This is a genomic window from Gordonia sp. GN26, assembly GCF_054823965.1.
Window position 1 is genome coordinate 1 of the sequence record NZ_JSYC01000113.1, and the last position, 11497, is coordinate 11497.

Annotated in this window: 8 protein-coding genes; 7 read left to right on the forward strand and 1 reads right to left on the reverse strand. The window is 67.2% G+C overall.

The annotated features are described in order from the left end of the window. Nucleotides 1–39: 39 nt before the first annotated feature. On the reverse strand, nucleotides 40–4143 hold the full coding sequence (locus tag OK17_RS18675) for a molybdopterin-dependent oxidoreductase (protein ID WP_461418361.1): 4104 nt from the start codon (nucleotides 4141–4143) through the stop codon (nucleotides 40–42). A gap of 255 nt (nucleotides 4144–4398) precedes the next feature. On the opposite strand from OK17_RS18675, the gene OK17_RS18680 reads away from it, so the two are divergent. From OK17_RS18680 to OK17_RS18710, 7 genes are all read left to right on the forward strand, one after another. Further along, a complete protein-coding gene (locus tag OK17_RS18680; protein ID WP_006867746.1) occupies nucleotides 4399–5085 on the forward strand; it encodes a response regulator transcription factor in 687 nt (228 codons plus the stop codon). Beyond that, the gene (locus OK17_RS18685; RefSeq protein ID WP_119031644.1) at nucleotides 5085–6581 is read left to right on the forward strand and encodes a HAMP domain-containing sensor histidine kinase; all 1497 of its coding nucleotides are present in this window, start codon (nucleotides 5085–5087) and stop codon (nucleotides 6579–6581) included. Before OK17_RS18680 ends, OK17_RS18685 begins: the two co-directional genes overlap by 1 nt. Before the next feature lie 171 nt (nucleotides 6582–6752). Then, nucleotides 6753–8195: a S1C family serine protease gene (locus OK17_RS18690; protein ID WP_461418358.1), complete on the forward strand. Its 1443-nt coding sequence runs from the start codon at nucleotides 6753–6755 to the stop codon at nucleotides 8193–8195. 91 nt (nucleotides 8196–8286) lie between these two features. After that, nucleotides 8287–8955, forward strand: coding sequence for a MogA/MoaB family molybdenum cofactor biosynthesis protein (locus OK17_RS18695; protein WP_119031646.1), 669 nt, complete (start codon nucleotides 8287–8289; stop codon nucleotides 8953–8955). A gap of 134 nt (nucleotides 8956–9089) precedes the next feature. Next, nucleotides 9090–9257 (forward strand): hypothetical protein, encoded by a 168-nt coding sequence (locus OK17_RS18700; RefSeq protein WP_461418359.1) that lies wholly within the window; start codon nucleotides 9090–9092, stop codon nucleotides 9255–9257. A 392-nt stretch (nucleotides 9258–9649) separates the two neighbouring features. Beyond that, on the forward strand, nucleotides 9650–10291 hold the full coding sequence (locus tag OK17_RS18705) for an MspA family porin (protein WP_119031648.1): 642 nt from the start codon (nucleotides 9650–9652) through the stop codon (nucleotides 10289–10291). 71 nt (nucleotides 10292–10362) lie between these two features. Further along, nucleotides 10363–11022, forward strand: a complete 660-nt coding sequence (locus tag OK17_RS18710) for an MspA family porin (RefSeq protein WP_461418360.1) — start codon at nucleotides 10363–10365, stop codon at nucleotides 11020–11022. The last annotated feature ends 475 nt before the right edge of the window (nucleotides 11023–11497 follow it).

Consider the following 11497-nt stretch of genomic DNA (forward strand, 5'->3'; position numbering starts at 1 on the left):
TCGCTTACGCTCCTCGCACCTCGGGCAGCGCGCCGGGTCTCAGTAGACGTCGCGCACGTACCGCTTGTCGGCGGCCAGGGCCTTGACGTAGGCCTCGGCGCTCGCGGGGGAGCGACGACCATACTGCGCGACAATTCCTTTCAGGGTCGCGTCGACGTCCTTGGCCATCCGGGTGGCGTCACCGCACACGTAGACGTGGGCGCCGTCGTGCAGCCACTGGTACAGCTCTTCGCCGTGTTCCACCATGCGGTCCTGGACGTAGATCTTGCGGTCCTGGTCGCGGGAGAAGGCGACGTCGAGGCGGGTCAGGAGCCCGTCACCGAGCATCGTCGTCAGCTCGTCGCGATAGTAGAAGTCGGTGGCCGAATACTGTTCGCCGAAGAACAGCCAGTTCTTGCCGTTGTGGCCCAACGCTTCCCGTTCGCGGAGGAAACCGCGGAACGGGGCGATGCCGGTGCCGGGGCCGATCATGATCATCGGGGTGTCGGGATCGGCGGGCGGGCGGAAGTGTGTGGTCGAGGTGACGAAGACGCCGACCTCGGTGTCCTCGGCGTGGTCTGCGAGGAAGGTCGAGCACACGCCGCCGCGCTGGACGCCGCATCGGTTGTAGCGCACCGCGTTCACGGTCAGCTGCACCTCCTCGGGGCTCTCCAGCGGGCTCGATGAGATCGAATACGACCGCGGGGCCAGCGGTTTGAGGGCCTGGAGCCATTCGTCGACGTCGGCGTGGATCGGGTGCTCGGCGAGGACATCCACCGATTGCCGACCCCAGGACCAGTCGTTGAACACAGACTTGTTGCCCGCCGTCACCAGGGATTTCAGGTCGTCGGAACCCGAACGCTCACCGATGAATCGGACGAGGTCGGGTGTGACCCGCGCGAACTCGAGCCGTTCGCGCAGCGCCTGGTGCAGGGGCATGTCGTCGCCGCCGACCGTCACCGTGCGTCCGCCGTCGAGTCCGGTGCGGTCGAGGAACTCCTCGATGAGGGTCGGATTGTTCAACGGCCACACGCCGAGCGCATCGCCGGCCTGGTAGGTCAGAGTGTCCGCGGGCAGCCGGAACCCGAAGTTGCGCACGTCCTTCTGCGAGCCTTCGGCGTTCAGCTTCACATTGCGCACCAGCGAGGTGACCAGCGGCTTCTTGCGGGAGTAGGCGGGCGCGGTGCGTACCGACGGGGCGGCTGCGGAGTCGGCGGGCTCGCTGACCACGGTGACCCGATCGTCGGTCACGCCGGAAATCGGCGCGCGGTTACCGATGCTTATCGCGCGGATCACGTCGTTGAGCCAGCCCCCGGCCGTCTCCTCGAAGTCGGGTTCGCAATCGACCCGGTCGACTATCCGACGACCGCCGAGCTGCCCGATCCGTTCGTCGAGTTTGCGTCCGTGGCCGCAGAAGTCGTCGTAGTTCGAATCGCCGAGGGCGAGCACCGCGTAGTCGACTCCGGAGAGATCGGGTGCCTCGGCGCCGTTCAGCGCGTCCCAGAACGCCGAACCGTTGTCCGGCGGATCGCCGTCGCCGGTGGTGGACGTGACGAACAGTGCGGTACCTCGCAGGTCGCCGACCTCGACCTCGTCCATCGACTTCGCGTCGACCCGGAGACCGTTCGCCTTCATCCGCTCGGCGGTCTCGGTGGCCAGTTCCTCCGCGTTGCCCATCTGGGACGCCCACAGCACGGTGATCGTGCTGGTCGAAGCATCGGACTCCGACGACGGCGCAGGTGGCGTCGCGGCATCGGCGCGCGAGTACATTCCGGCCAGCAGACCCGACGCCCACAGTCGGACCTCCGCGCGCAGCGGTGCGTCGGCCGGGATCGTGGGAACACCGGAAGGGGTTCCCGAAACACCAGCAGCCGAGACACCCGCGGCCAACCCTGCCAGATACAGCTGCTCCGCCGGGGACGGCTCCGGCACGCCGACCTCCGAAACACCCAGTGCGACAGCCAACTCGGAAGAGTGAGTGTCCGGCAACGTAACAGCCGGCGCCCCGGGGACCTTGGTCAATGTCACGGCGCACACCTTGAGTTCCGGCTGCTGGGACAGCGGGTCCACCGCGTCCGACGTCACGGCGTTGATGGAGAGGTGCTCGCCGAAGACGTCGTTCCAGTGGAACGGCACGAAGCAGTTGCCGGGGCGTACCCGGTCGGAGATCTTGGCGGGCAACACCGCTCGCCCGCGACGGGAGGCCACCTCGACCTTGTCCTTCGCGCCGATGCCCAACCGCTCGGCATCCTCGGGATGGAGTTCGACGAACGGCTCGGGGTTGAGTTTGTTCAGCTTGGCGACCCGGCCGGTCTTGGTCATCGTGTGCCACTGATGCGGCAACCGACCGGTGTTGAGCAGGAACGGATAGTCGTCATCCGGCAACTCATCGGCGTCGAGGTGGGGCCGTGCGAAGAATTGTGCGCGGCGCGTGGGTGTGGCGAACGCCAGCCGAGGCACGGTCCCGTCCTCGAGGCGGTGCAGGGTCTGACTCCGGCCGTCGTTCAGGTACCGAATCGGGTTACGAGCACCGTCGGCAAGAAGGTCGGCCCCGTCGGACGACGGCGGGCACGGCCACTGCATCGGGGTTCGGCGCAGTCCGTCGTACGTGACGCCCCGCAGGTCGTAACCGGTGTTCGGATTGTCGAACTGCTTGATCTCGTCGAAGATCTCCTCGGCGCTCGAGTAGGTGAACGCGTCCGCGTACCCCATCTCGGATGCGATGCGCGCGATGATCTCCCAGTCCGGGATCGCCTGTCCGGGGGCGCCGAGAGCGGGTTCGAACAGGGTGAGGTTGCGCTCCGAATTCACCATGATCCCGGTCGATTCCGACCACAGCGCGGCCGGTAGCACGACGTCGGCGTACTGGTTGGTCTCGGTCTCGACGAAGGCGTCCTGGGTGACGACAAGATCGGCGCGTTCGAGACCTTCGATGACGGTCTTGCGATTACCCACCGAGGCAACGGGATTGGTGCAGATGATCCAGCAGGCCTTGATGTCGCCGTCGGCCATCTTGCGGAACATGTCGACGGTGCCACCGCCGACGTCGGTGCGCAGCGTGCCGGGCGGGATGCCCCACGCGGTCTCCACGAACGTGCGGTCCGCCTCGGACAGCACCGAACGCTGGCCCGGCAATCCCGGTCCCATGTAACCCATCTCGCGGCCGCCCATCGCATTCGGTTGGCCGGTCAGCGAGAACGGTCCGCTACCGAGACGGCAGATGGCACCCGTGGCGAGATGCAGATTCACGAGCGCGTTGGTGTTCCAGGTGCCGTGCGTCGACTGGTTGAGACCCATTGTCCAGCAGCTCATCCAGTTACCGGCCTCGCCGATCATCGTCGCCGCGGCGCGCAGGTCGTCTGCGGCGATGCCGGTGATGGATTCGACGACCTCCGGCGGATACTGCGCCGCGAACTCCGGCATCTGCTCGAAACCGTCGGTGAACGACGCGATGAACTCGTCGTCGGTGTGCCCGGCGGTGATCAGCAGGTGCAGCAGACCGTTCAGGAAGGCGAGGTCGGTGCCGGACTCGATCTGTAGGAACAGGTCGGCCTTGTCCGCGGTCGCGGTGCGTCGCGGGTCGACCACGATCAGCTTGGCGCCCGCCTTGACCCGGTCCATCATCCGCAGGAAGAGGATGGGGTGGCAGTCGGCCATGTTCGATCCTATGACCAGGAAGACGTCGGCGTGGTCGAAGTCCTGGTACGACCCGGGCGGACCGTCGGAACCCAGGGAGAGCTTGTATCCCGTGCCGGCGCTGGCCATGCACAACCGCGAGTTCGACTCGATCTGGTTGGTGCCGATGAAACCCTTGGCCAGTTTGTTCGACAGGTACTGCGCCTCGAGGGACATCTGGCCGGAGACGTAGAGCGCCACGGCATCGGGGCCGTGCTCGTCGACGATGGCCCGCAGCCTTCGCGCCGTGTCGGTGATGACGGTGTCGAGATCGCCGCGACGCAACCGGCCGCCCCGGTCGTCACGGACGAGGGGAGCGTCGAGCCGGCCGCCGGAGGCGAGCATGTCGGCGGTGGTCGACCCCTTGGTGCACAGCCGTCCGAAATTCGTGGGGTGGTCGGCGCGCCCGACGGTCTTGGTGAGGCCGCCGGACTCGTCGAGCCGCATCTCCATGCCACAGCCGACGCCGCAGTAGGCGCACAGCGACATCACCGACCGCGACATGGCCGATGGGGGCATGACGGGGTGCGTGGTGGGGGAGGCGGTCACGTTCTCCAGCGTCTAAGTCGGATGTTTCGCAACCCGAAGGCCGGCGTTACGCGGCTATCAACTTGATCTCACAGTCGATTGCCGGTGGTGTGAAGGAAGAGAAAACGGCAGGTCGCGAGCAATTCCGAGACCGGATGGTTCCGTTTGCGGCGTTGCTCAGGCGGATCTCAGCCGAGGTGGATAAGACTGTATGCCATGCGCATCCTCGTGGTAGACGACGACCGGGCGGTCCGGGAGTCGTTGCGACGGTCGCTCACCTTCAACGGATACAGCGTCGAGACCGCGGGCGACGGCATCGAGGCACTCGAGAAGATCCTCGCCGATCGTCCCGACGTCGTCATCCTCGACGTCATGATGCCGCGCCTCGACGGCCTCGAGGTGTGCCGCCGACTCCGTTCCGCCGGTGACGACCTGCCGATCCTGGTCCTGACCGCCCGTGACTCCGTCTCCGAGCGTGTCTCGGGACTCGACGCCGGCGCCGACGACTACCTGCCCAAACCGTTCGCGCTCGAAGAGCTGCTGGCACGGCTGCGGGCGTTGTTGCGGCGGGCCGCCCCCGACGACGACGCGGACTCGGAGACGCTCACCTTCGCCGACCTCTCCCTCGATCCGGTGACGCGCGACGTCACCCGCGGCGAGCGGTCGATCAGCCTCACCCGCACCGAGTTCGCGCTGCTCGAGATGCTGATGGCCAATCCGCGCCGCGTGCTGTCCCGCAGCCGCATCCTCGAAGAGGTGTGGGGATACGACTTCCCGACCTCGGGCAACGCCCTCGAGGTCTACGTCGGCTACCTGCGTCGCAAGACCGAGGCCGACGGGGAGTCGCGACTCATCCACACCGTGCGCGGCGTCGGATACGTGCTCCGGGAGACCCCGCCCTAGTGGCGTCGTTCTCGCGCTTGCGCGGTCAGCTCACGCGCGTACTCACCGGCGGCTCCGGAGCTTCCGGGGAGAAGGAGATGCGGGCGCCGATGCCGCTGACGCGGGCGGTGTCCCTACGTTCACGCGTCACCATCCTGTCGGCGACGGTCGTGCTGGTGTCGGTCAGTCTGATGGCCGCGGCCGCCTACTTTGTCGTGTACCGGGCGATGTACAACGAGGTCGACCAGCAGCTGGAGAGTCGTGCCGACGGCATGGCCGCCCTCGCGCGTGCGGGTGTGCTCCGCAGCCAGCCCGAGCAGCTGGTCGCGGGAACCGTGTTCTCCACCAACATCTCGGTCGCGTTGGTGACGCCGAGCGGCCAGACATATCTGATCGGGCAGGTCCCGTTCGAGGACCCCGAACGTGAGATCATCCGCGCCCCACTGGTTCCCGGCACGAATCCGCAGAGTCTGCGCACCACCCGCAATCAGCGGGTGCTGACACGCAAACTCGACGACGGCAACACCCTCGTCCTGGCGCAGAGTCTGATCCAGACCGACCGCGTGCTCAAACGCCTGGCGTGGGTGCTGCTCGTGGTCGGTTGCGGCGGAGTGGCTTTGGCGGCTCTGGCCGGTACGACGGTCGGACGGGCGGGGCTGAGACCGGTGGCCCGGCTCAACCGGGCCGTCGAACGGGTCGCGCGAACGAACGACCTGACCCCCATCCCGGTGACCGGCAACGACGAATTGGCCAACCTCACCGCGAGTTTCAACGCGATGCTCCGGGCACTCGCCGAATCCCGGGACCGGCAGGCGCGGCTCGTCGCCGACGCCGGGCACGAACTGCGAACCCCGTTGACCTCTTTGCGTACCAACCTCGAACTGCTGATCGCGGCGAGCCGGCCGGGCGCACCGGCCGTGCCCGAACAGGACATGGTCGACCTGCGTGCCGACGTGATGGCCCAGATCGAGGAATTGTCGACGCTGGTCGGCGATCTCGTCGACCTGGCCCGGGAGGACGCGCCCGAGGTGGTCTACGAGGAGGTCGATCTCGCCGAGATCGTCGAGCAGGCCCTCGAGCGTGTTCGACGCCGCCGCAACGACGTCGAGTTCGAACTCGACGTGGCGCCCTGGTACATCTTCGGCGAACAACACGGACTGTCCCGAGCGGTGCTGAATGTGCTGGACAACGCGGCGAAGTGGAGTCCGCCGGGCACCTCGGTGGCCGTCGCGCTGACACAGACGGGGATGTCCACCGCGCAACTGACCGTCGCCGACTCCGGTCCCGGAATCCCCGAGGAGGACCGCGGTCTCGTCTTCGAACGCTTCTATCGTTCGACGCAGTCGCGGTCGATGCCGGGTTCCGGTCTGGGACTGGCGATCGTGCGGCAGGTCGTCGAACGTCACGGGGGGACGGTCGTCGCCGACACCTCGCCGCTCGGCGGCGCACTCATCCGGATGACTCTGCCGGGTAGGGCAACTCCCGCGGAACCATCTCCGCAAGTGATTCGTCAGTAAGGGTGAAGCGCCGTACATCGGCGGGTCACGACGGCCGTCGTCCACATCACCGACAGCTGTGTGGTTACCCGGTGTGACCTGCTGATCGATCCCCTAGGGTTGACCGAAGGCGCTGCACGGAAACGAAGCGTGCCGGCACGGTGCCGGTCAGACGACGAGGAAGAGACACAGATGACGACTGGCGGTTCCCAAGGTGGCGGTCCGTACGGAGGTGGCCGGCCGGGGCAGCACGAGGCGGGCCAGCAGGCCCACCAGGGCCCGGCCTCGGGAGCGTTCCCCGCGCAGGGCGGCCAGCCCGGTTACGGCGGCAACAACGCGCCCACGTCGGTGTACGGCAACCCGGGAACCAGCCCTCTTCCGTCGCAGGGCCCCTACGGCGGCCCCGGCGCGGGCGCCTACTCGCAGCCCGGTCCGGCCCCCTTCGGACCGCAGTCGGGTGCGCGGCCCGCGTTCGGCGGCCCCGGCGGCGAACTGCCGCCGCAGAGCCCGAAGAAGGGCGGCGGCGGACGCCTGGCCGCACTCGGCGCGGGCGCTCTGGTGGTCGCCCTGGTCGCCGGCGGTGCGGGCGGGGCGATCGGCTACACGCTGGCCGACGGCTCCGACGGGTCGTCGATCAGCACGAGCAGTGGTCCGCTCGGCGGCGACCCCAACGCGAACGGCAACAACAAGCCCGTCGAGGCCCCGGCGGGCTCGGTCCAGGAGGTGGCCTCCCGGGTGCTCCCGTCGGTCGTCTCCATCGAGGTCGCCTCGGCCGGCGCCATGGGTTCGGGATCAGGTGTCGTCCTCAGCGAAGACGGCGTCATCATGACCAACAACCACGTCGTGAGCGCCGGTGGCAATGGCCCCGCTGCCAAGGTCGCGGTCAACTTCTCCGACGGTTCGCGCGCATCGGCCCGAGTGCTCGGCGCCGACCCGATCTCCGACATCGCCGTCATCAAGGTCGACCGGAACGATCTGACCCCGGTCACGGTCGGCAACTCGAACAACCTGGCGGTCGGGCAGGACGTCATCGCCATCGGCTCGCCCCTCGGACTCGCCGGAACGGTCACCACGGGCATCATCAGTGCCCTCAACCGACCGGTCCTGACCTCCCGTGATCCCGGCACCAACACCACCTCGGTGATCGACGCCATCCAGACCGACGCCGCGATCAACCCCGGTAACTCGGGCGGTGCGCTGGTGAACGCCAGGGGAGCGCTGATCGGTATCAACACCGCCATCGCCACCCTCGGTGGAGGCGAGCAACAGGCCGGTGGCAGCATCGGACTCGGGTTCGCGATCCCCATCGACCAGGCGATCCGCGTGGCCAAGGAGCTCGAGTCCACGGGCAAGGCCAGGCACGCCAACATCGGTGTGTCCGTTCGCCCGAGCGGTGACTCCGACGCGCCCGGCGCCGTCGTCACCGATGTGACGCCGGGCGGACCTGCGGCGGGCGCGGGTATCCCGAGGAACGCGGTCATCACCAAGGTCGACGACCGTCCGATCGCGTCGGGAGACGCGCTGGTGGCGGCCATCCGGTCACATGCACCGGGGGACACGGTCACGGTGACCTACACCGACGGCGGGAACAGCAAGACCGCACAGGTCAAGCTGGGCACGCTCGAGGTGAAGTGACACGCGGCGCCACCGCCGCGACCAAGCACAACCACACAGCCCCGCACGACCGTCCCTCGGACGGTCCGAGACGAAAGAGAAAGGGCCTGCCATGTCTGACGCCGGATCCACCGTTCCCGGAAGCACCGCCGTCTCCGGCGACACCGTAGAAGAAGGGCAGTCACTGGACGTCCGACTCGCGGGTGATCGGGGTCAGGTCGATCCGGCCGATGTGGTCGCCGCCGACGCCGCAGCGCGCGAGTTCGTCGCGCGCCACGAGCAGGCCGCGCACCGCCCGCAGGGCGAGGAGATCGGCCGGGCCCTGGTCGTCGTCGTCGACGATGAGGCCGCACACGGTGAGGACCAGCGCCTGCTCGGCCCGCTCGTCGGTGAACTCCTCGCGGAGGCGGGATTCCATGTGGACGCCGCCGTCGTCGTCTCCGGCGACGAGGTGGAGATCCGGAACGCTCTGAACACCGCCGTGATCGGTGGCGTCGATCTGGTGGTGTCGGTGGGCGGCGTGGGCGTCGGCGCCCGGGACGTGACCCCGGAGGCCACCGAACCGCTGCTCGACCGCCGGCTTCGCGGCATCGAGGAAGCGATCCGTAGTTCCGGACTCGCCGCCGGAGCCACCGACGGTGGACTTTCGCGCGGGCTGGCCGGAATCTCCGGGCAGACCCTGGTCGTCAATTTGGCCAATTCCCGCGCCGCGGTGCGCGACGGAATGGCGACGGCCGCGCCTCTCGCGAAGTATGTGATCGAGTCGATCAGCGAGTTCTGAGTGCCTGCGGCGTCGCGCGGCGGGAAAGCAAGAGCAGCGCTGGGGATCTCGGCGCCGACAAGGACGATCGACCGACTGGAAATAGGACGTTCTCTGCGATGACGGGTGACCGAGGCGACGCCGAAAAACCTTCGATGAGCAGCAGCGATGACGCCGCTGCACGTCGCGCTGCCCGGCGCGCGAAGCTCGATTCCGTCTTCGGGGACGACCTGCCGGAGATCACCAAGGATGAGTGTGGCGAAGATCACCAAGGCCACTCTCAGGATTGGTTCGAGGCCCAGCGTCCGCCTCATTACGAGTGAAATGCGAGAACCCGCACATAGCCGCATCAGGGTGTTTATCTGTCGTTAACTTTGCTCCGGCGATAGATCGCGTATTCGACATTTGTGATGGTGCGAGGCAGCTTTGTGACACGGCTGAGTCCAGCTGTTGCCCGTTCTGAGACCGCTCCGATAACGTTCGCGACGACAACGCTCGGCGCCCCAGTGTCGGGGGCTGAGGGAAGTCCTGCGATCTGTCGCGAAGGACAACGCAGCAGTGACCAGGAAATCGATGGATTCTTAACGTCCGCTAAGACATGCGTAAGAGCGTGCTTAGTGGTTACTGTGTGGAAGCCCATCGACGTCGAGGGTCATGACTTGCGGATGTGAATGCATTCCGCGGGGTAACAGCCGAATCCTGTGAGAGGGAACGAATGAGCAAGTTCAGCAAGCTTGGGCTGCGCCGCGCCGCGGGCGCCGTCGCGATCGCCTCGGCCGCGGTCGTGGGCCTGGCCGGCATGGGCGCCGGTGATGCGGCAGCAGGAAAGCTGGCCAACGGATACAAGAAGGCCGCAGGCATCGAAGGCGAGTCCATCCAGACGTGGCGCACCGGTGAGTTCGCACTCCCGGCCCCGTCGGTCGCGAACAACGGTTCGGGCCGCTCCGCTGTCCTCTCCGGTGTGTACCAGGCCAAGGCCAGCGAGGGTGTCTCCGGCAACCTCGCCGTCAAGCTGCTCGTCGGCTGCCAGGTCGACATCACCGGCCTGTCCGGCGGACTGGGTGCCGGAATTTCTCTGACCGGAGTCGACGCCACCGGTTCCCTCAGCATCCCGCTGTCCCCGGGCCAGGTCGCCATCGTCGACGTCACCGACAAGGATCTCGCCGACAACGGTCAGGCCGCGATCCAGCTGTCGCAGTTCGAGGTCTCGGTCCAGCAGTGCGGTGGCTACGCCTCCGCGCGCACCATCACCAAGGTGATCGGCGCCAAGGGCTACAGCACCGACGACGGCAAGGTCAGCGGTGAAGGCTCCCTCATCCAGTCCACCCTGTACGGCCAGCCCTTCAGCCTCAACTGACTCTGGCGCAGATAACTAGCACTTCCTGACTTATCTGCCCAGCGCAGATTGATATTCCACGAAGGGGAATCATGAAGAAGAACATCACGCGTCGCGTGGTTGCGGCTGCCGGTCTCACCGGCGCCGTCGCGATGGGGCTGACCAGCTTGGCTGCTGGTGGCGCCACCGCAGGTCCGCTGCCGGGCGGCACCGTCACCCGCACCCTGGTCGACGGCACCCCCGTCACCGTCCAGCTCTTCGACGAGTTCGTCAACGTCCAGCGTGCCGTCACCAACGTCCAGACCAGCCGTGAGGTGTGGGTCTCGGGCAAGGTCAAGGTCACCGTCGGTGGCAAGGCCGAGGGCGGCTCGGTCAACGCCGGTTACCTGGTCGGCTGCCAGGTCAACTTCGGCGCCAGCGCGGAGGGTGGCGCCGGCGTCAGCCAGGACTTCGGTGGTGATCCGGCACCGTCGGCCGAGGCAGGCGCGGGCTTCACGCTCGGGCCGGGCCAGGCCAGCTACTTCCCGATCATCGAGACCACCTCGGGCACTGACACCGCGTACAGCGACTACAAGGTCAACTCGTACTCGTTCAAGGGCAAGTCCGGCGGCGTCGTCTACAGCCAGGAGAAGTTCGGCATGGACGGCTGCGCGGGCTACGCCTCGGCGAAGGCCAAGATCAAGGTGACCGTCAGCACCGACGCCGTGAAGGGTGTCATCACTCTGTACGGCAAGCCGTTCAGCATCGGCTGATCGACTCGCTGACACAGCAATTCCACCGCGGGGTGGGAATCCGATTTCGGATTCCCACCCCGCGGTGTTTGTGTGAGCCAGAAGCTCGAGGATGTTCGTCGTCGGAGCGTTGCTGCGCCGCTGGACCTCAGATCCGACACAGAGACCTCGGCCGAAGTCTGCCAGTCAGGAATAATCAGTTGGTCGCGTAGGGCCACTGGGGCATCCTCAACGCACTCAAGGGGATCAGAGCATGCGCATCGCTTACGGACCCGACGTCGGCGAATCGGATTGTGCGAGGGGCTGACTGGGACCCACGGTCCGACCCCACCTGAAAGAGCCTCTCCGCCACGACCTTCCGCATCTACTGGACCAACGACAGAGCCCCCGCCTCGATGATGAGGCAGGGGCTCTGTCGGTGTGAGGGTCAGCGCGAGTGGCGTCCCGGAGCGTCCGGGCCGTCACCCGGGAACTGCTCGCCCGGGTACTGCTCGCC

Coding starts and splice junctions, on each gene's coding strand:
- OK17_RS18710 (WP_461418360.1), top strand. CDS start 10,363: ATGAAGAAGAACATCACGCGTCGCGTGGTTGCGGCTGCCGGTCTCACC.
- OK17_RS18680 (WP_006867746.1), top strand. CDS start 4,399: ATGCGCATCCTCGTGGTAGACGACGACCGGGCGGTCCGGGAGTCGTTG.
- OK17_RS18675 (WP_461418361.1), bottom strand. CDS start 4,143: ATGTCGCTGTGCGCCTACTGCGGCGTCGGCTGTGGCATGGAGATGCGG.
- OK17_RS18695 (WP_119031646.1), top strand. CDS start 8,287: ATGTCTGACGCCGGATCCACCGTTCCCGGAAGCACCGCCGTCTCCGGC.
- OK17_RS18705 (WP_119031648.1), top strand. CDS start 9,650: ATGAGCAAGTTCAGCAAGCTTGGGCTGCGCCGCGCCGCGGGCGCCGTC.
- OK17_RS18690 (WP_461418358.1), top strand. CDS start 6,753: ATGACGACTGGCGGTTCCCAAGGTGGCGGTCCGTACGGAGGTGGCCGG.
- OK17_RS18700 (WP_461418359.1), top strand. CDS start 9,090: ATGAGCAGCAGCGATGACGCCGCTGCACGTCGCGCTGCCCGGCGCGCG.